Source organism: Mycobacterium sp. IDUB_37 (genome assembly GCF_055419245.1).
In genome coordinates this window covers 152796-172088 of sequence record NZ_JBVAXG010000012.1, presented here as the reverse complement: position 1 = coordinate 172088, position 19293 = coordinate 152796, and the positions used below count along the sequence as shown (strand labels likewise).

The window sequence follows — 19293 nt, the reverse complement described above, 5'->3', positions numbered from 1 at the left end:
CGCTCCTTAGGATTCAGTGCTGACTTTCCGAGGTGTTCCCAGCGCTTCGCACAGGTGATCCGCCAGACCCCGAACCGTGGTGATGTCGGTCGAGTAGACGCGCACCCCGGTTTCGGTCTCGATGCGGGTTCGCAGTTCCAGATTGCCCAGCGAGTCCAAGCCGTACTGGGAAAGCGCACGATCCGGGTCGACGGAGCGGCGCAATATCAAGCTGACCTGCTCGGAGAGCATCCGCCGCAGGGCGGTCGGCCATTCGTGCAGCGGAAGGTCGGCGAGCCCGGCACGGAACCTGCTGTGCTCGGACCGGTTTGGCCCGATCGATCGGAATGCCTCCGCGAAGCGGCTGCGTTGAGCGAGCGCCGTCAGCCAGGGGGATCCGACGAGCGGGGCATAGCCGCTGTAGGTACGGGTGTGGCGCAACAACGCTTCGAACGCGAAGGCACCCTCGTCGGGAGTGATCATGGTGGTTTCGCCGCTGTCGGCCAGGCCCGCGCCGCGACCGATCTCCGCCCACGGACCCCAGGCGATCGCGGTGGCAGGTAGGCCCTGGGCCCGCCGCCAATGGGCGAAGGCGTCCAGCCAGCTGTTGGCCGCGGCGTAGGCACCCTGGCCCGGCGATCCCAGCAGCGCGGCCGCCGAGGAGAACAAGCAGAACCAGTCCAACGGGGCAGATGCGGTGGCCTGGTGCAGATTCCAGGCCCCGTGCACCTTCGGTGTCCAATCGCGCGCGATCAACTCATCGGTGATGTTGGCCAGCGTGGCGTCCTCGACGACGGCGGCCCCGTGCAGCACGCCCCGTAAGGCAAGCCCGGTGGCGGTCGCGGATGCGACCAACCGCTCGGCGGTGTCCGCGAGTGCGATGTCGCCACATTGCACCGCAATGTCGGACCCGGTCGCCCGGATGAGTTCGATTGTCTCCAGCACTTTTTGACTGGGCGCTGACCGCGAGTTGAGCACGATGCGGCCGGCGCCGGCCGCAGCCAGCTTTTCGGCCAGGAACAATCCGAGGCCACCGAGACCGCCGGTGATGACGTAGGCGCCGTCCGGCCTACCGACGGGAAGTTGCTCGGGTGGTTGCACCACGGTGCTGGCCCCGGCGCGCGGAATGTCGAGGATGAGTTTGCCGGTATGTTCGGCCGCGCTCATCACCCGGACGGCGGTAGCCGCCTCGGCAAGCTGGTAGTGGGTGCGCTCCGGCACGGGCAGCGAGCCGTCGGCGGTCAGCCGGTACACCTTGCTCAGCAGGTCACGGAATTCATTCGGATGGGTGATCGACATCAACGACAGGTCAAGGGCGAAGAAGGAGAGGTTACGCCGAAACGGGAGCAGGCCGAGTCGGGTGTCGTCGTAGATGTCACGCTTGCCGATCTCGATGAATCGGCCACCGAAGGTGAGTAGGTCCACTCCCGCGCGCTGCGCCGCACCGGTCAACGAGTTGAGCACGATGTCCACGCCGGCGCCGTGCGTGTCGCGACGGATCTGCTCGGCGAAGTCGGTGCTTCGCGAGTCGTACACATGCTCAATGCCCATGTCGTACAGCATCTCTCGCCGCTCAGGGCTGCCGGCAGTGGCGAATATCTGGGCTCCGGCCGCCCGTGCGATGGCGATCGCTGCTCGGCCCACCCCGCCGGTCGCCGAGTGGATCAACACCTTGTCGCCGGCTCTGATGCGAGCCAGTTCCTGTAGGCCGCACCAGGCGGTGGCCGATGCGGTGGTCACCGCGGCGGCCTCAGCGTCGCTCAGCCCGGCCGGAATCTTTACTGCCGTACTTGCTGCACAGACGACGAAGGTGGCCCAGCACCCGTTGGGGGAGAGGCCGCCGACGCGATCACCGACCTCGAGTTCTGTGACGCCGGGCCCGACGGCGGTCACCACGCCGGCAAAGTCGGTGCCCACGCCCGGCAGCGGTCCCAGGGTGCGATATCTGCCGAACGCACCCAACACGTCCGCGAAGTTGATACTGGACGAGCTGACCGCAACTTCGATCTCCCCGGCGTCCGGCGAAACCCGTTCGAAGGCAACGAGTTCCATTGTTTGCAGATCACCCCGGGTCCGGATCTGCATGCGCATCCCGTCACGTTCATGCGCAACGACGGCGGTGTGGCGTTCTTCTGGGTCCAGCGGAGCTGGTCGCAACCGGGCGACGTACCAATCGCCGTTGCGCCAGGCGGTCTCGTCTTCTTCCGATCCGCTGAGTAGTTGCCGCGCCAACAGATCGGGTCCTGTCCGCGCATCGAAGTCGATGTGGGTGGTGTGCAGGTGTGGGTGCTCGGCACCGATGACCCGCAGCAGGCCGCGCAACCCGGCCTGTTCGAGGTTGGCGCAGTCGTCGGGCAGAACGGTGGCCGCCTCGGTGGTGACGACATACAGCCGCGTCGCGTCGCCCGGGATGTCCGCCAGCCCGCGGGCGATGCGCACCAGCTGCCGCACGTGATCACTGCTCAACAAATTGCCCTGGTTCGGTCCCGTCAGGACGACCACGCCGTCCCAGCTGCGGAAACCTTGCTGGCCGGCGGGGGCGGGCCAGCGAATCGCCGTGCTTTGGGCGCCGTGCAGGTGCAACGCTGCCGCCAACTGCTCCGGTAACGGGTCGGGGGTATCGGTGACGTTGATCAGCAGCCAAGTACCGGTTGACGTGGCGTCCGGCTCGGGCAGCTCGCGCCGTTGCCAGTCGATAGCCAGCAGCCGTTCACCCAGCAGACGCTCGCAGTCGGCGCTCGCGGAGAAGCCCGTGCCCATCAGCAGGCCGCGCACAATCAGCACGACTTTCCCGTGCTCGTCCATGACGTCGATGTCGGCCTCGACGTCTGCGCCGCATGCGGTCACCGTGGTCCGGCAATAGCGCGCGTTACGGGTGGGTCCGTAGGTGCGTAGCCGGCGAACACCCAGCGGCAGCAACAGGCCGCCATTGCCTGCCTCGTCGAGGGCGGGGTGGGCGGCTACCGACTGGAAGCAAGCGTCCAGCAGTGCCGGGTGCACGTGGTAGCCGGTTTGCTGGTTGCGGATCGTGCTCGGCAGGCTCACCTCGGCCAGCACCGCGTCGATTGTCCCTGCCGATGTGTAGGCAGCGATCAGACCGGTGAACGCGGGACCGAACTGAACGCCGCGCGCGTCGAACCACCGCCTCAGCTGGTCGCCGTCCAGCCGGCATGGATGGGCGGACAGCAGAGCATCCAGATTCTGCGCGGGCGGCCGGTCGTCGGCGTCCGCCATGGCCAGGACCGCGCTGGCCCGTCGTACCTTCTCGCCCTGTTGGAGCGTCTCAACATCGAAGGTCGAGACCGCGCCGGATTCCACGGTGGCGACGGCTCCGACAGGGGTCTGCTCGTCGAGGAACAGCATCTGTTCGAAACGGATGTCGCGCACTTCGGACTCTTCGCCGAAGACGGTGCGGGCCGCGGCGAGCGCCATCTCGCAGTAGACGGCCCCCGGAAGCGCCGTCACGTGATGAATCTGATGGTCAGCCAACCACTGCTGCCCGGCGGTGCCGACTTCGGCCGTCCAGGCGTGCCGTTCCGGCTCCTCCATCAGTTGCACGTGCGAGCCCAGTAGTGGATGTGCCAGTACAGAATTGGCGACGCGTCCGGCCCGACGGCCCGCGCCGTCAGCGGCGAGCAGCAGTCGGCGATTGGCCCAGGTCGGCAGCGGCGCGTCCACCAGGCGGCCACCGGGGCAGAGCAGCGAGAAGTCCACCGCGGCGCCCGCGCTGTGCAGCTCAGCCACCAGCCCCAACAGGCCGTGCGGCAATGGTTGGTCGCGTCGCATTCCTGCCACCGCTGCCACCGGGATGTCCAGGCCGGCGGCTGTCTGCTCGACGGCGCGGGTCAGTAGCGGGTGCGGCGACAGCTCGCCGAACACCCGATAGCCGTCCTCGAGCGCCGCGCGCACCGCCGCGAAGAAGCGCACCGCGTGCCGCAGGTTGTCCACCCAATAACGGGCATCACATACCGGCCGTTCGCGGGGGTCGAACAGCGTCGTCGAGTAGAAGGGGACATTAGGCGTCATCGGGGTGGTCCCGGCCAGCACGTGAAACAGCTCGTCGAGGATCGGATCGACCTGTGGGGTGTGCGACGCGACGTCGACAGCGACCTCGCGGGCCATCACGTCGCGACTCTCCCACGCCGCGACGAGGTCGCGGACCGTCTCTGCCGTTCCGCCGATCACCGTGGACTGCGGGGAGGCGACGACGGCGATCGCGACGTCTTTGACGCCGCGACGTGCCAGCTCCGCGCGCACCTGCTGGGGTGACAATTCGACCGCCGCCATCGCGCCGGCGCCCGCGATGCGGGTGCACAGCCGCGAGCGGCGACAGATCACCCGCGCCCCGTCGTCCAACGACAGCGCGCCTGCAACCACGGCCGCGGCGACCTCACCGAGCGAATGGCCGATGACTGCGCCCGGCACGACACCGTGGGACTTCATCGTCGCGGCGAGCGCGACCTGCATGGCGAACAGGGTCGGTTGGACTCGGTCGATGCCGGTGACGGTCGTGGGCGCAGTCATCGCCTCGGTGATCGAGAAACCGGATTCGGCCGCGATCAACGGCTCGACGGCGGTCACGGTCGCGGCGAAGACCGGCTCGGTGGCCAGCAGGTCTGCCCCCATGGCCGTCCATTGCGAGCCCTGCCCGGAGAAGATCCAGACTGGCGGGAGGTCGTCCTGGCCGACCGCGGCCCTCCAGGGGGTGTCACCGTCGGCGACCTCACGCAGACGCTCGATCAGCTCGCGGCGGCCGCTGGCGATCACGCCGGTGCGCACCGGTCGGTGTGCGCGGCGACGTGCCAGCGTGTAGGCCAGATCTGATGGCGCCAAGGATTGCGTGCGCTCAGCCCAGTCGGCCAGCCCGCGCGATGTCTGACGAAGCGCCTCAGCCGAGGTAGCGGACAGGGCAAACAACCGCGGGGCATCCGGCCCGCGCGGGACCGACCCCGCGGTTTCGGGGGCCTGCTCGAGGATTGCGTGCACATTGGTGCCGGACATGCCATAGGACGAGACCGCCGCCCGCCTGGGCTTGCCGTCATGCTGGCTGGGCCACGGCGTAATCTCTTGCGGCACAAAGAGTCCAGTGTCGATCTGGGCGAGCTCGTCGGGTAGCCGGGTGTGGTGGACCATCGGCGGCACCATTGCGTGCTGTAGCGACAGGATCGCTTTGATGATTCCCACGGCTCCGGCCGCGGCCTCGGTGTGTCCCAGATTGCTCTTGGCTGACCCGAGCGCGCAGGACGTCCCGTTGGCGCCATAAACCTGCGCCAGGCCAGCGAATTCGATCGGGTCGCCGACCGGGGTTCCGGTGCCGTGTGCCTCGACCAGGCCGACGGTGTCGGCGTCGACCCCGGCCGCCGCCAGCGCCGCCCGATAAGCAGCGACCTGGGCGTCCGGTGACGGACTCGAGATGGTGTCGGTGCGTCCGTCCTGATTGGTTGCGGTGCCGCGCAGCACCGCCAGGACCCGGTCGCCGTCGCGCAGCGCGTCGGGGAGTCGCTTGAGCATCACCATCACGCAGCCCTCGGAACGGACGAACCCGTCGGCGGCGGCGTCGAAGGTGCGGCAACGACCGGTCGGCGACAGCATTCCTTGGGCGGAGGCTGAGGTGAAGACGTGCGGTTGCAGCATCACCACGCACCCGCCCGCCAACGCCAGGTCGCTCTCGCGCTCGTGCAGACTGCGGCAGGCCAGATGCACCGCGAGCAGACTCGACGAACACGCCGTATCCACGGTGATCGCCGGACCGCGCAGTCCCATCGCGTACGACACCCGCCCGGAACCCATGCTGAACGCGGTTCCGGTGAATGCGTACGCGTCGTCCAAGGCGCCCGCCTCGTCGGTGACGAACGCATAATCGTCGCGGCACATCCCCACGAACACACCGGTCTGCGAACCGTTCAACGATTGCGGAGCTACCCCGGCGTGCTCCACCGCCTCCCACGAGGTCTGCAGCAGCAGGCGGTGCTGAGGATCGATCGCGGTGGCTTCACGCTCGCTGATGCCGAAGAATTCGGGGTCAAACCCGGCGACATCCTGCAGGAACCCGCCCCACCGCGACACCGTCCGGCCCGGTGCTCCCTGCTCGGGGTCGTAATATTCGTCCACGTCGAAGCGGTCGGCGGGAATCTCGGTGATCAAGTCATCGCCCCGAAGTAGTGCCTCCCACAACTTGTCGGGGGAGTCGATGCCTTGCGGAAGTCGGCATGCCATGCCGATGACGCCAATCGGGGTGACCTGTGTCGGATCCACCGTCTGGCCTCGATTCCTTTCCGCAAAATACGTCGAACGCGCAGCCTGTGGCCATCCTCCCTGCTCAGCACCGTTCGACCATGGATCAACGCGCCGACTCTTTCCGGACAGCGATGGTCAGCAGGTTTCGTGAACGTGGACCTGGTGTTACCGGTAGGGTGATGGCCGTGGTCGGCTCTTCAATTCCCGCTGTTCTGCGCGAGCGCACCAGTTTGGATCCTGGCGGTCCAGCAATCACTTACGTTGACTACGAGCAGGATTGGGAGGGCGTCCCGGAAACCCTGTCGTGGTCACAGCTGTACCGGCGCATGCTCAATGTCGGCGAACAGCTGAAACTTGCGGGGTCGCCGGGTGATCGGGCGGTGATACTGGCGCCGCAAGGCCTGGACTACATCGTCGGATTCCTAGGGGCAATGCACGCTGGACTCATCGCCGTGCCGCTTTCGGTTCCTTACGGCGGTGCCCACGACGAGCGCACGATTTCGGTGCTGGCCGACACATCGCCGGCGGTCATCATGACCACCTCCGCTGCCGTCGACAATGTGGCCCCGTACGCCGTATCGCAGACGGGTCAGGGCGCGCCGCCGATTATCGAAATTGATCGGCTCGATCTGGATGCCCGGCCGCCCTCGCGCGCCCAGGGGCCTCGCTCAACCGGCGCCGATGGGTCGAAAACCGCCTATTTGCAATACACTTCGGGATCCACCCGGACACCGGCCGGTGTCACGGTCTCGAGCGACAATGTCTTCGCAAACTTTGCTCAGATCATGAGTGACTACTTCGTCGAGGAAGGTGGCGCCCCGGCCGCGGGCACCTCGGTGGTGTCGTGGCTGCCGCTCTATCACGACATGGGCCTGCTGCTGGCAATCATGATGCCGATCCTGGCGGGCGTTCCGACTGTGCTGACTTCTCCGGTGGGCTTTCTGCAGCGGCCGGCCCGATGGCTACACCTCATGGCGCGCAACGGCATCGCGGTTTCGGCGGGACCGAACTTCGCGTACGAGGTGGCGACGCGCAAGGTATCGGACGACGACATGGCCGGGGTGGATCTCGGGAAGGTGCACACCGTCCTCAACGGCAGCGAGCGGGTGCAGCCCGCGACCGTCAAGCGATTCACCGACCGGTTCGCCAAGTTCAACTTTCCGCCCAAGGCTTTGCGGCCCGCTTACGGGATGGCCGAAGCAACGGTGTACATCGCGGTCCGTCGGGAACGTGAAGCGCCTCACGTCGTCAATTTCGACGCTGAAAAGTTGACCGCCGGCCAGGCCGAGCGGTGCGAAAGTGGAAGCGGCACGCCGCTGGTGAGCTACGGCAATCCCATATCGCAACTGGTGCGCATCGTCGATCCCGAAACGAAGATCGAAACCGCACCAGGCACGGTCGGTGAGATCTGGGTGCAGGGCGATCACGTCGCCTCCGGCTACTGGCATAAGCCCGAGGAGACGGAGCTGACGTTCGGTGCAACGATCGTCAATCCTTCGGAGGGCACACCCGAAGGTCCGTGGCTGCGAACCGGGGATTCCGGCTTCTACTCCGATGGCGAACTTTTCATCATCGCCCGCATCAAGGATTTGTTGATCATCTACGGCCGCAACCATTCTCCGGACGACATCGAGGCGACGATCCAGGAGATCACCGGCGGCCGGTGCGCGGCGATCGCGGTTCCGGACGGGACTTCCGAAAAGCTGGTCACCATCATCGAACTCAAGAAGCGCGGCGACACCGACGAAGAAGTGGCCCAACGGCTACGCGACATCAAGCGCGACGTCACCGCGGCGATCTTCGAGTCACACGGACTGAGTGCGGACCTCGTTCTGGTTGCGCCCGGCTCGATTCCGATCACCACGAGCGGCAAGATCAGGCGAGCGCAAAGTGTCGAGATGTATCGCGAGCGCCAGTTCGCCCGGTTGGACGCCTAGCCGCGACCGCTCATGAAGCCACCCCGGGTGCCCCTACTGCCGGCCGACGAAGCCAAGGCTGCCGCCGACGAAGCCGGTGTACCCGATTACATGGCCGAGCTCAGCATCTTTCAGGTGTTGCTGAACCATCCTCGACTGGCTGGTGTCTTCAACGACCTACTGGCGACCATGCTCTGGCATGGCGCCCTCGATAAGAGACTGCGCGAATTGGTGATCATGCGCATCGGCTGGCTCACCGAATGCGACTATGAATGGACCCAGCACTGGCGGGTCGCCACGGGGCTGGGGGTTTCGGCCGAGGATCTTCTCGGCGTGCGAGATTGGCAGGGACACAACGGGTTCGGATCTGCCGAGCGCGCCGTGCTGGCGGCTACCGACGACATCGTCCGCGACGGCGCGGTGAGTGCAGCGAGCTGGGCGGCGTGTGAGCGTGAATTGAATGCTGACAGAACGGTTCTCATCGAGCTCGTGGCAGCAATAAGCGCATGGCGGATGGTCTCCTCGATCTTGCAGAGCCTCGAGGTGCCTTTGGAAGACGGCGTGGCCGGCTGGCCGCCGGATGGGCTGTCTCCCTCCGTCCAGTAGCGGGTAGCAGCGAGTAGCGTCGGCGGCATGCGAACCAGGGTTGCCGAGATGCTCGGTGTCGAGTTTCCGATCTGCGCTTTCAGCCATTGCCGTGACGTCGTGGCCGCCGTGACCAATGCGGGCGGGCTGGGCGTTTTGGGTGCAGTTGCGCACAGTCCCAAACGGCTGGACAGCGAGCTGACCTGGATAGCGGAGCAGACCGGCGGCAAGCCGTACGGTGTGGATCTGCTGTTGCCGCCCAAGTATGTCGGTGCCGAAACCGGGGGCATCAACTCCCACCAGGCGCAGGACCTGCTGCCCGCCGAACATCGCGCGTTCGTCGATGAGTTGCTCAACCGCTATGGCGTCGCCCAGATCGCCGATGAAGAACCGGTACGGGGCGGGCTCAACATTTCGCCCAAGGGTTACGAACCGCTGCTCGAGGTGGCCTTCGCGCACAACATCAAGTTGATCGCCAGCGCGCTGGGCCCACCACCGCACGATCTCGTCGAACGGGCGCACAGCCACGACGTGGTGGTGGCAGCGCTGGCTGGTACCACCGAGCACGCGCGTCGCCATGCGGCCGCCGGGGTGGACCTGATCGTCGCGCAGGGCACCGAGGCGGGCGGGCACACCGGCGAGGTGTCCACGATGGTGCTGGTTCCGGAGGTGGTCGATGCGGTGGCGCCGACGCCGGTGCTGGCTGCCGGCGGGATTGCCCGTGGCCGACAGGTCGCTGCGGCGCTGGCGCTGGGTGCCGAGGGAGTGTGGTGTGGATCGGTGTGGTTGACCACCGAGGAAGCCGAGACTGTACCGGTGGTCAGGGATAAGTTCCTGGCCGCTACGTCGTCGGACACGGTGCGGTCCCGGTCGCTGACCGGGAAGCCAGCGCGGATGCTGCGCACGGCGTGGACCGACGAATGGGAGCGGCCCGATACTCCCAACCCCCTCGGCATGCCGCTGCAGACCGCGCTGGTCACCGACTCGCAGGTGCGCATCAACCAGGCCGCCGCCCACCAGGGGGCCAAGGCTCGAGAGCTGGCCACCTATTTCGTCGGGCAGGTGGTCGGCTCACTGGATCGGGTGCGGCCGACCCGTGCCGTGGTCTTGGACATGGTGGAGGAGTTCATCGACACGATAGGGCGCCTCGACGGCCTGATCGACAAATGAGTGGCGCGTCTGCGGCGAACTCGTAAAGATTCGGCAACCTGGGACAGGCGCGTTGACCGAGCCGGGCAAAAAGGGCATGATCGGTCAGGCAAGCACCTCGTTAGGTGAGGCGGCTACACGAACATAGGCCACTGACCCCGAACGTCGAAAGACGCCCCGGGTCAGGACAGCTCTTCCCGGCTTAAGGGTTGAGCCCAGGTGGCTTCCGGTTTACCGGACACGTCGGGTAGTGCCAAAGCTCTGACGAGAGGGGTGCGGATTTCCGGCTGGTTGCCGGCATTCTGTTCTCCTTTGTGTGCGTACAGATCGCGCGGATACCCGCGTGGGTCGCGACCGAGAGGAGGTGAGGGACATGAGTTCCAGTGACAGTCCGGGTCGAAATCCGGGCGTTTCGTCCCTCATCGGTCTCCATCGCGACGATCTCGGCTGAGTCGTCACACACCCTCCGACGGAGCCGTTACGGGGCGGGACTTCCTCAAGTTCCTTTCAATCCTTTTGTCCCCGTTTGATTTCCGTCGAGGAGGCGATCATGACCGCTGCACTGTACGACGAAGTAGTTACCGCAACCGCCGCACCCACGCTGCACGTAGTGCGCGATGTTCCCGCCGCCCCGGCCGCCAAGAAGGCGCACCGCGTCGGCCAGGCTTTCGCCGCCGCCAACGACCCGCTGGTCGACGGCGCCGCCCGCCTGCTCAGCGTTCCGCTGCGCCACGTTTACGCCGCGCTGTGGCGTATCGGTGTGCTCGAGGTCCAGGCCTAGCAGCCATGGATAGTGCGCAGGCCATATAGAATCACTTCTGGCGTCGATCCGGCTATCACCGGGGAGCCTTCGGAAGAACAGCCGGTCCGGCCCAGTAGAACCGAACGGGTAGGGCCCGTCACAGCCTGTCGAGCGGTCACGCGTCAGCGTGGCAAGCGGGGTGGTACCGCGGCGTTCGCGCACCAGCGCACTCGTCGTCCCCGTGCCTGAACACCTAGGGCACCGGAGACTGACGAAGTGACCGACAAAGCTGAACTCGGAGCTGGACTCGACGCCGACCGCAGCGGCTATCCGAAGCTGGCTACCGGGGCGCCCGACTTTCCGGCACTCGAACTCGAGGTACTCGACTACTGGTTCCGCGATGACACCTTCCGCGCCAGCATCGCCAACCGCGACGGCGCAGCCGAGTACGTGTTCTACGACGGGCCCCCGTTCGCCAACGGCCTGCCGCACTACGGGCACCTGCTGACCGGCTACGTCAAAGACATCGTCCCGCGGTATCGCACCATGCGCGGCGACAAGGTGGAACGCCGATTCGGTTGGGATACACACGGTTTGCCGGCCGAACTCGAAGTCGAGCGTCAGCTGGGCATCACCGACAAGTCGCAGATCGACTCGATGGGAATCGCGGCGTTCAACGACGCCTGCCGCGCATCGGTGTTGCGCTATACCGACGAATGGCAGCAGTACGTCACCCGCCAGGCGCGCTGGGTCGACTTCGACAACGACTACAAGACGCTCGATCCCAGTTACATGGAGTCGGTCATCTGGGCGTTCAAACAGTTGTGGGACAAGGGTCTTGCCTACGAGGGCTACCGGGTGCTGCCCTACTGCTGGCGTGATGAGACACCGCTGTCCAATCACGAACTGCGGATGGACGACGACGTCTATCAAAGCCGCCAGGACCCCGCACTCACCGTCGGGTTCAAAGTGGTGGGCGGCGATTTACAAAAGGGACTTGCTGGTGCCTTCCTTTTAGTCTGGACGACGACACCGTGGACCCTGCCGTCGAACCTCGCTGTCGCGGTGAATCCCGAGGTGAACTACGCGCAGGTCCAGGTCGGCGAGCAGCGGTTCGTGCTGGCCGAGGCGCGACTGGCCGCCTACGCGCGCGAACTCGGCGAAGAACCCGAGGTGCTCGGGACGTATCGCGGTTCCGAACTCCTGGGCACCCGGTATCTGCCGCCGTTTGCGTATTTTCTGGACTCGCCCAACGCATTTCAGGTGCTGCCCGCCGACTTCGTCACCACCGAGGACGGCACCGGGTTGGTGCACATGGCACCGGCCTACGGCGAGGACGACATGGCGACCACCGACCCGGTCGACATCGTGCCGGTCACCCCGGTCGACTCCAAGGGCCGCTTCGACGCGACCGTGCCGGATTACCAGGGGCAGCACGTCTTTGACGCCAACGCGCAGATCATCCGCGACCTGAAGAATGGCTCCCAAGTCGGCGAGGGCCCGGCTGCCGTCAACGGCGCGGTGTTGGTGCGCCACGAAACCTACGAGCACCCCTACCCGCACTGCTGGCGATGCCGAAACCCGTTGATCTATCGAGCGGTATCGTCGTGGTTCGTCCAGGTGACGCAGTTCCGGGATCGCATGGTGGAGCTGAACCAGCAGATCACCTGGTACCCCGAACACGTCAAGGACGGCCAGTTCGGCAAGTGGTTGCAGGGTGCCCGCGACTGGTCGATCTCGCGAAACCGGTACTGGGGCACCCCGATTCCGGTATGGAAATCCGATGATCCCGGTTACCCGCGGATCGACGTGTACGGCAGCCTCGACGAGCTGGAACGCGACTTCGGGGTGCGGCCCGACAATCTGCACCGGCCGTTCATCGACGAGCTCACCCGGCCCAATCCCGACGATCCCACCGGTAACAGCACCATGCGCCGGATCACCGATGTGCTCGACGTGTGGTTCGACTCGGGCTCGATGCCCTATGCGCAGGTCCACTATCCGTTTGAGAACCAGGACTGGTTCGAAGGGCACTACCCAGGCGACTTCATCGTCGAGTACATCGGGCAGACCCGCGGCTGGTTCTACACCCTGCACGTGCTGGCGACCGCGTTGTTCGACCGGCCGTCGTTCAAAACCTGTGTCGCGCACGGGATCGTGTTGGGCTCTGATGGCCAGAAGATGAGCAAGTCGCTGCGCAACTACCCGGACGTGAGCGAGGTGTTCGACCGCGACGGTTCCGATGCCATGCGCTGGTTCCTGATGGCTTCGCCGATTCTGCGCGGGGGCAACCTGATCGTCACCGAACAAGGCATCCGCGACGGCGTGCGGCAGGTGCTACTGCCATTTTGGAACGCCTACACCTTCCTGGCTCTGTACGCCCCGAAAATCGGTGTCTGGCGCACTGATTCGTCCCATGTGCTGGACCGGTACATCCTGGCCAAGCTGGCGGTGCTACGCGACGATCTGACCGCCGCGCTCGATGTCTGCGATATCTCCGGCGCCTGCGAGCAGCTCCGCCAATTCACCGAGGCCTTGACCAATTGGTATGTGCGACGGTCACGTTCACGGTTCTGGGTGGAAGACGCCGATGCCATCGACACGCTGCACACCGTGCTGGAAGTCACGGCGCGGCTGGCGGCGCCGCTGCTGCCGCTGGTCACCGAGCTGATCTGGCGCGGTCTGACCGGCGGACGTTCAGTGCATCTCACGGACTGGCCGCAAGCCTCGGAGTTACCCGTCGATGCCGACCTGGTCGCTGCGATGGACCAGGTGCGTGAGGTGTGTTCGGCGGCCTCCTCGCTGCGCAAGGCCAAGAAGTTGCGGGTGCGGTTGCCGCTGCTGAAACTGACTGTGGCAGTGGAGGATCCCGATCGGCTGCAGCCGTTCACCGACCTGATCGGTGACGAGCTCAACGTCAAGCAGGTCGACCTGACCGACGCGATCGACACCTACGGCCGGTTCGAGCTGACAGTCAATGCTCGGGTTGCCGGGCCGCGTCTCGGCAAGGACGTGCAGGCGGCCATCAAAGCCGTCAAGGCGGGCGAGGGCGTCGTCAACCCGGACGGCACCCTGACCGCGGGTCCGGCGGTGTTGCAGCCCGAGGAGTACAGCTCGCGGCTGGTGGCCGCCGACCCCGAATACACCGCGGCACTGTCCGGTGGCGCGGGTCTGGTCGTATTGGACGGCACCGTCACGCCCGAGCTCGAGGCCGAGGGCTGGGCCAAGGACCGCATCCGCGAGCTGCAGGAGCTGCGTAAGACGAGCGGGCTGGACGTTTCCGACCGGATCAGTGTCGTGATCGCGGTGCCCGCGGGGCGCGACGAATGGGCGCGGACGCATCGTGAGCTCATTGCCGGTGAAATCCTTGCCACCAGTTTCGAATTCGGTGACCCGGCCGATGCGGCGGAAATCGGCGACGGCGTTCGGGTAGCGATCTCCCGGGCCGGCGTCTAGGGCATCGATCAATCCGGACGGCTCAGCGGTACCAATAGCATCGACAATCGTGGAGTCCCGTTGGGTGCTGCACCTGGACATGGACGCGTTCTTCGCTTCCGTCGAACAACTGACCCGGCCGACCCTGCGAGGTCGACCGGTGCTGGTCGGCGGTTTGGGCGGTCGTGGAGTTGTTGCCGGGGCCAGCTACGAAGCGCGGGTGTTCGGTGCCCGGTCGGCAATGCCGATGCACCAGGCCCGACGAATGGTCGGCGTAGCGGCGGTGGTGCTGCCGCCACGCGGCGTCGTGTACGGCGTGGCCAGCCGGCGAGTGTTCGACACCGTGCGAAGCGTGATGCCCGTGGTCGAGCAATTGTCCTTCGACGAAGCGTTCGGGGAGCCCGTTCAGCTCGCCGGGGCGTCGGCAGCAGACGTCGGGACATTCTGCGAGGACCTGCGACAACGGGTGCGCGACGAGACAGGCCTAGTTGCCTCGGTGGGTGCGGGATCGGGAAAACAGATCGCCAAGATCGCCTCGGGGCTGGCCAAACCCGACGGCATCAAGGTGGTCAGTCGCGCCGAAGAACAGTCGCTGCTGCGCGGGTTACCGGTCCGGCGGCTGTGGGGGATAGGTCCGGTGGCCGAGGAGAAGCTGCATCGGCTGGGCATCGAAACCGTCGGGCAGTTGGCGGCGCTGACTGACGCCGAAGTGGCCGACATCCTGGGCGCCACCGTCGGCCCGGCGCTGCACCGATTGGCCCGCGGCATTGACGACCGCCCGGTCGCCGAGCGTGCCGAGGCCAAACAGATCAGCGCCGAGTCCACTTTCGCAGCCGATCTGACCACTTTGGACCAGTTGCGTGAGGCCATCGAGCCGATCGCCGAACATGCCCATCGTCGCCTGCTGAAAGACGGTCGTGGCGCCCGTACGGTCACGGTGAAGCTGAAGAAATCCGACATGAGCACGCTCACCCGGTCAGCGACCCTGCCCTATGCGACGACCGAACCGGCTGCGTTGGTCGCATTGGCCCGAAGACTGCTGCTGGATCCACTGCAGATCGGGCCGATTCGCCTGCTGGGCGTCGGGTTTTCCGGCCTCACCGACGTGCGCCAAGAGTCGCTGTTCCCGGATTTGGAGCTGTCACCGGAAACCGGCCCGGAAAGCGGCTCGGAAACTGGCAATGACCACCACGATTTCCAGACGATGCGTGCCGAGCAATTCAGCGCCGGGAACAGTGCGCCATGGCGGATCGGCGACGACGTAACCCACGCCGAATTCGGACATGGCTGGGTGCAGGGTGCCGGCCACGGCGTGGTCACCGTCCGGTTCGAGACCCGCAGTTCGGGCCCCGGCCATGCTCGGACATTCCCGATCGGGAGTGACGATGAGGGCCCTGTCGGTCCCGCGAATCCGGTGGACAGCCTGGACTGGCCCGACTATCTCGGCGATTTCGGCGAACGGGAAAACGCCTCAGCCCCAGCGGTCGACGACGTCGGCCACGGGTAATCCGACCGCCAAGGCGGCCATCAGCAACACCCGGGCCTGCGGCGGGCCCAGCCGGGGCACCATCAGCGCGCCCGCTTCCACCAGATCGGCGCCGGGACCGTAACCTGCACTCACCCGGCCGCTGGGCACCCGGGTGGACACCGCGACCACCACGCCGTCGCGGCTCAGCCGCCGAACGCCGTCGACGACTGCGGCTCCGGCGTTTCCGGAGCCCAACGCCTCCAGCACCACGGCCCGCGCGCCGGCTGCCGCAAATGCGTCCAGGGCTACCGCGTCGCTGCCGAGATAGGCCGTGGCGATGTCGACTCGCGGTGCGTCGGCAGCGCGCACGTCGCCCACCGACGGCCGCACCTTCGCCCCGCTCAGCGCTACCGCGCCGTGCACTGTTCCCACCAGGTTCCCGGCGAACCCGCTCAGATCCTGCGTCGCGACCTTGCGTAGGCCCAGTGGTTGCAAAACCCGGCCGGCGAAGCACACCAGCACGCCGAGGCCGCGGGCCGCGGGGGCGGCCGCCACCGCGAGTGCGTTACGCAGGTTGGCCGGACCGTCGGTGTCGGGTGCGTCCGCGCTGCGCATCGCGCCGGTCAGTACGACCGGGACGTCGCCGGAGTAGGCCAACTCCAGCCACAGCGCGCTCTCTTCCATGGTGTCGGTGCCGTGAGCGACGACGATCCCGTCCAGATCGGGGCGCTCTGCGATCGCCGCGTGCACCGCATCGCGAATCCGATCCCAATCGGGTGGCGTCAGTTCCGAGCTGTCCACCGCCATCAGGTCCACGACGTCTATCTCAACCTCGACGTCGAGACCTTGCGTCAGCTCCTTGCCCGTGTGGGCGGGCCGGAGCACGCCATCGGCGCCGGCGCTGGTCGAGATGGTCCCTCCGGTGGTGATGACGGTGACGCGGCTCATGAGGGGATCATCCCGCACTCGCTGGACCGCGAAACGAGTAGTGGATGATGGTGTGGTGCCTGACGAACCAACAGGATCCGCCGATCCGCTGATTGCAGCAGGTGAGGCCAAGCAGGCTCACGAACTTGAGGCTCCCACTCCACAGCCTTCGGCGAAGCGGTTGCGTCTGCTCATGTCGGTTGCGGGGGTGGTGTTGCTGCTCGACATCGTGACGAAGGTGCTGGCGGTCAAGCTGCTGCCCCCAGGCCAGCCGGTGTCGATCATCGGGGACACGGTCACCTGGACATTGGTGCGCAATTCCGGTGCGGCATTCTCCATGGCCACCGGCTACACGTGGGTCTTGACATTGATTGCCACCGGAGTCGTGGTCGGCATCTTCTGGATGGGTCGGCGGCTCGTCTCACCGTGGTGGGCCGTGGGTCTGGGGATGATCTTGGGCGGCGCGATGGGCAACCTGGTCGATCGTTTCTTCCGGGCGCCCGGGCCACTCCGGGGGCACGTCGTGGACTTTCTCTCGGTGGGCTGGTGGCCGGTGTTCAACGTCGCGGACCCATCGGTGGTCGGAGGTGCCATCCTGCTCGTGGTGCTGTCCATCTTCGGCTTCGATTTCGACGCGGTCGGTCGGCGAAGGCCTCAATCCGACGACGCGGGTGACTGACCGCTCGATGCCAGTCCCGGAGGGATTGGCGGGCATGCGCGTCGACGCCGGGTTGGCCCGTCTGCTGGGACTCTCGCGCAACGCAGCGGCCACCATCGCCGAGGACGGCGGCGTCGAACTCGACGGCGTGCCGGCCGGAAAGTCTGATCGCCTCAACGCCGGAGCCTGGTTGCAGGTACGACTGCCGGAGCCGCCGAAGCCACCGGAGAACACACCCGTCGACATCGAGGGCATGACGATTCTGTACTCCGACGACGACATTGTCGCCGTCGACAAACCCGCAGCCGTGGCGGCACACGCATCGGTCGGCTGGACCGGGCCGACGGTGCTCGGCGGTCTGGCTGCGCTGGGCTATCGGATTACCACGTCGGGCGTGCACGAGCGGCAGGGAATCGTGCACCGTCTGGACGTCGGAACTTCCGGGGTGATGGTGGTGGCTATCTCCGAGCGGGCTTACACCGCGCTCAAGCGGGCATTCAAACAACGCACCGTCGAGAAGCGCTATCACGCGCTGGTGCAAGGACATCCCGATCCGTCCAGTGGGACGATCGACGCACCGATCGGCAGGCACCCGGGCCCGGAATGGAAATTCGCGGTCAGATCCGATGGCCGGCACAGCATCACCCACTACGACACGGTGGAAGCCTTCGTTAACGCGAGCCTACTGGACGTGCACCTGGAAACCGGCCGTACCCACCAGATCCGCGTGCACTTCTCGGCACTGCATCACCCGTGCTGCGGGGACCTCGTCTATGGAGCCGACCCCAAGCTCGGCAAAAGGCTTGGCCTGGAACGGCAATGGCTGCACGCGCGGTCGCTGGCCTTTGCCCATCCGGCCGACGGCCGGCGCATCGAGATCTCCAGCCCGTACCCGGCCGATCTGGCGCACGCGCTGGACGTGCTGCGCGTCGAGGGTGACTAACCGACTTTCTGGGCTTCGACCAGAACGCGGGCGGCGTGTGCGACGAAAGGTCCCTCGGCTTCGATGCGTTCGTGCAGTTCGTGCAGTCGGTCGCGATAGCGGTCCACGGTGAAATCGGGCACCGTCCAGATCACCTTGCGCAGGAAGTGGACGACGGCGCCGATGTCGAAGAATTCCTGACGAAGCCGCTCGAGGCGCATCTCCACCACACGCAATCCGGCGGCTTCGGCCTGTGCGCGTTCGTTGTCCGGGTGGCGCCGGGCCCACGCTTGGGGTTGGGGGCCGATGAAGTACTCCACCATCTCGGAGACGGTGGCCGGGCCGATGTGCTGAGCGAGGTAGGTGCCGCCGGGGCGCAACACCCGCGCGATCTCTGCCCACCAGACGGTGTTCGGGTGCCGGCTGGTGACCAGGTCGAACGCCTCGTCGGCGAACGGCAACGGTGTCTCGGCGGGGGTGGCCACGACCACCACGCCGCGCGGATGCAAACGCTTTGTCGCGAGCGCGGCATTGGGCGGCCAGGATTCGACGGCTGCCATCGTCGGCGGAAACACCTGCGCTCCACCCAACACCTCACCGCCGCCGGTCTGAATATCCAATGCCGCGGAAACGCCGGCCAACCGGCGGCTCATCAGCCGCTGATAGCCCCAGGATGGTCGCGCTTCGGTCGCGCGGCCGTCGAACCAGGAGAAATCCCAGCCGTCCACGGACGCCGTCTCCGCCTCGGCTACCAAATCTTCGAAAGTGCGGCTCATACCGGGCATTCTCGTCACCTTCTCGCCAAAAAGGGACGACCCAGTTGTCGATCGGGTGTCGCTTCAATCGTCATAACGGTGCAACCATCGACTCGAAAGGGGACATCATCATGCAGTATTGCCTGCTCATGCACTACCAGGAGGGCGGCGAGATAGGGCTGACCGACGAAGACATGGCGCCCGCACGGGCTGCTTTCGCCAAGTACGCCGACGACCTGGATGCGGCTGGCGTTCTGGTCAGCACGCAGGTGCTGCAGACAGCCGCCGTGTCCACCACGTTCACCGCCCGCGACGGCACACCGCAGATCCAAGACGGCCCGTTCGCCGACACTAAGGAACGTCTCGGCGGGGTGTTCATCATCGACGTGCCCGATCTGGACGTCGCGCTGTCCTGGGCGAAGCGGTGCCCGGCGGCCAACTGGGGAACGGTCGAAATCCGGCCCGTCGCTGTCACTTACGCCACCGGCAAGGGCTGGTACCAACCTGAGTGAGGTGCCGG

The 19293-nt window shown here is 66.3% G+C and carries 12 protein-coding genes and 1 riboswitch; of the genes, 9 read left to right on the top strand and 3 right to left on the bottom strand.

The annotated features are described in order from the left end of the window. Positions 1–6: 6 nt before the first annotated feature. Positions 7–6195, bottom strand: coding sequence for a sulfolipid-1 biosynthesis phthioceranic/hydroxyphthioceranic acid synthase (gene pks2 / locus ACZY1I_RS28955; protein WP_463760769.1), 6189 nt, complete (start codon positions 6193–6195; stop codon positions 7–9). Positions 6196–6395: 200 nt separating this feature from the next. Here pks2 and ACZY1I_RS28950 point away from each other — a divergent pair, with 200 nt between their 5' ends. The 6 genes from ACZY1I_RS28950 (at position 6396) to ACZY1I_RS28925 (ending at position 15550) form a co-directional block, all read left to right on the top strand. Then, positions 6396–8153, top strand: a complete 1758-nt coding sequence (locus tag ACZY1I_RS28950; RefSeq protein ID WP_463760767.1) for an AMP-binding protein — start codon at positions 6396–6398, stop codon at positions 8151–8153. A gap of 12 nt (positions 8154–8165) precedes the next feature. Further along, positions 8166–8738 (top strand): carboxymuconolactone decarboxylase family protein, encoded by a 573-nt coding sequence (locus ACZY1I_RS28945; RefSeq protein ID WP_463760739.1) that lies wholly within the window; start codon positions 8166–8168, stop codon positions 8736–8738. Between the two features lie 27 nt (positions 8739–8765). Beyond that, positions 8766–9887, top strand: coding sequence for an NAD(P)H-dependent flavin oxidoreductase (locus ACZY1I_RS28940; RefSeq protein WP_463760735.1), 1122 nt, complete (start codon positions 8766–8768; stop codon positions 9885–9887). Positions 9888–9976: 89 nt separating this feature from the next. Beyond that, positions 9977–10146, top strand: a riboswitch (M-box (ykoK) riboswitch). A gap of 270 nt (positions 10147–10416) precedes the next feature. Further along, the gene (locus ACZY1I_RS28935; RefSeq protein ID WP_463760732.1) at positions 10417–10647 is read left to right on the top strand and encodes an Rv1535 family protein; all 231 of its coding nucleotides are present in this window, start codon (positions 10417–10419) and stop codon (positions 10645–10647) included. A 237-nt stretch (positions 10648–10884) separates the two neighbouring features. Further along, a complete protein-coding gene (ileS, locus tag ACZY1I_RS28930; protein ID WP_463760728.1) occupies positions 10885–14064 on the top strand; it encodes an isoleucine--tRNA ligase in 3180 nt (1059 codons plus the stop codon). 49 nt (positions 14065–14113) lie between these two features. Next, positions 14114–15550: a DNA polymerase IV gene (locus ACZY1I_RS28925; protein ID WP_463760725.1), complete on the top strand. Its 1437-nt coding sequence runs from the start codon at positions 14114–14116 to the stop codon at positions 15548–15550. Here ACZY1I_RS28925 and ACZY1I_RS28920 read toward each other — a convergent pair. Continuing rightward, complete coding sequence (locus ACZY1I_RS28920) at positions 15515–16459, bottom strand: asparaginase (protein WP_463760722.1); 945 nt, start codon at positions 16457–16459, stop codon at positions 15515–15517. The genes ACZY1I_RS28925 and ACZY1I_RS28920 overlap by 36 nt on opposite strands. Before the next feature lie 55 nt (positions 16460–16514). Here ACZY1I_RS28920 and lspA point away from each other — a divergent pair, with 55 nt between their 5' ends. Then, complete coding sequence (lspA, locus tag ACZY1I_RS28915) at positions 16515–17117, top strand: signal peptidase II (protein ID WP_463760720.1); 603 nt, start codon at positions 16515–16517, stop codon at positions 17115–17117. Further along, positions 17110–18039 (top strand): RluA family pseudouridine synthase, encoded by a 930-nt coding sequence (locus tag ACZY1I_RS28910; RefSeq protein WP_463760718.1) that lies wholly within the window; start codon positions 17110–17112, stop codon positions 18037–18039. The genes lspA and ACZY1I_RS28910 overlap by 8 nt, the downstream gene beginning before the upstream one ends. Here the strand turns inward: ACZY1I_RS28910 and ACZY1I_RS28905 are convergent. Then, complete coding sequence (locus ACZY1I_RS28905; protein ID WP_463760715.1) at positions 18036–18794, bottom strand: class I SAM-dependent methyltransferase; 759 nt, start codon at positions 18792–18794, stop codon at positions 18036–18038. The two genes, ACZY1I_RS28910 and ACZY1I_RS28905, sit on opposite strands and share 4 nt — an antisense overlap. A 110-nt stretch (positions 18795–18904) precedes the next feature. Here ACZY1I_RS28905 and ACZY1I_RS28900 point away from each other — a divergent pair, with 110 nt between their 5' ends. Beyond that, positions 18905–19285 carry a YciI family protein gene (locus ACZY1I_RS28900; protein ID WP_463760713.1) on the top strand — a complete coding sequence of 127 codons (381 nt, stop codon included), beginning with the start codon at positions 18905–18907 and terminating at the stop codon, positions 19283–19285. Positions 19286–19293: the final 8 nt, after the last annotated feature.

Excerpts from the sequence above, each read along its gene's own strand:
- pks2 (WP_463760769.1), bottom strand. The coding sequence starts at position 6,195 with ATGGCATGCCGACTTCCGCAAGGCATCGACTCCCCCGACAAGTTGTGG.
- ACZY1I_RS28950 (WP_463760767.1), top strand. The coding sequence starts at position 6,396 with ATGGCCGTGGTCGGCTCTTCAATTCCCGCTGTTCTGCGCGAGCGCACC.
- ACZY1I_RS28945 (WP_463760739.1), top strand. The coding sequence starts at position 8,166 with ATGAAGCCACCCCGGGTGCCCCTACTGCCGGCCGACGAAGCCAAGGCT.
- ACZY1I_RS28940 (WP_463760735.1), top strand. The coding sequence starts at position 8,766 with ATGCGAACCAGGGTTGCCGAGATGCTCGGTGTCGAGTTTCCGATCTGC.
- ACZY1I_RS28935 (WP_463760732.1), top strand. The coding sequence starts at position 10,417 with ATGACCGCTGCACTGTACGACGAAGTAGTTACCGCAACCGCCGCACCC.
- ACZY1I_RS28920 (WP_463760722.1), bottom strand. The coding sequence starts at position 16,459 with ATGAGCCGCGTCACCGTCATCACCACCGGAGGGACCATCTCGACCAGC.
- ACZY1I_RS28905 (WP_463760715.1), bottom strand. The coding sequence starts at position 18,794 with ATGAGCCGCACTTTCGAAGATTTGGTAGCCGAGGCGGAGACGGCGTCC.
- ACZY1I_RS28900 (WP_463760713.1), top strand. The coding sequence starts at position 18,905 with ATGCAGTATTGCCTGCTCATGCACTACCAGGAGGGCGGCGAGATAGGG.